The following is an 837-nucleotide window of genomic DNA, read 5'->3' as shown; positions in this document are numbered from 1 at the left end:
AGCGTCATGCGTTTATCCTTGAGAAACTAGATAGCTTGCCATTTGGTGATAACCTGAAAGCAATTAAGCCTCTCGAAGCAATATGCTCTGAAGAATACTGTCCGACAGTAAGGGATGGCCAAGCACTATATTTCGATGACGATCACTTAAGCTTAACAGGTGCCGGAATTGTACTGGATCATGCACAACTCAAAATTGACTAGCCAATAGGGATTATCCAAAATCCCACTTGGCATGTTTGGCTGAAAACTCAACCATATGATCAATAAACGCACGCAGTTTGGTGGTAAACTGCTTATTGCTTGGGAACAAGATGCTTAAAGGTAAGTCAAAGTTATACTCTGGGAGCACTTCAACCAGCTCACCCTTTTCCAGCGCATTGGCGATATGAACACGAGGTAAACGGGTGATTCCCAAACCATCGACGGCAGCCTGACGAGACATAAACATATCATTGGTGGCAAGACGTGTTTCCACCAAATCAACCAGTATATCCGGCTCAGGGTTAAGCCATTCAGGGATTTCCAGCTGAACTAATTTATGGCCACCTAAGTCATCAATACTGTCAGGGTAACCGTACTTCTTAATGTAGGCAGGACTACAACAGTAAACAACGACAGCCGAGCCCAAACCACGCCTGACAAGACTGGAATCATCCAAATGACCAGCAATGATCGCACAATCGATCTTCTCTTCAATCAGGTCTACTTTACGCTGATTAACCAGGTTCTGAAGCTTAACCTCGGGGTACTTCTCCATAAAGCTCGCCATCAGTTCAGACATAAATGGGTCTTCATAGGCGTAAGGCGAAGTCACTCTTAATATTCCTGAAGGCTT

2 protein-coding genes are annotated in these 837 nt (G+C 44.4%); one reads left to right on the top strand and one right to left on the bottom strand.

The window, feature by feature from the left end; translation table 11 throughout:
* Positions 1 to 203: SGNH hydrolase domain-containing protein (locus A3763_RS28980; protein WP_197483021.1), on the top strand; the 203-nt coding region annotated here is incomplete at its 5' end.
* 10 nt (positions 204 to 213) lie between these two features.
* On the opposite strand, the gene A3763_RS20515 is transcribed toward A3763_RS28980, so the two are convergent.
* Positions 214 to 837, bottom strand: a 624-nt coding sequence (locus A3763_RS20515) for a substrate binding domain-containing protein (protein WP_068760422.1), incomplete at its 5' end; no start/stop codon positions are given.

The sequence above is a fragment of the Oleiphilus sp. HI0128 genome, from assembly GCF_001635365.1.
This window is presented reverse-complemented; position numbering and strand designations above follow the sequence as displayed.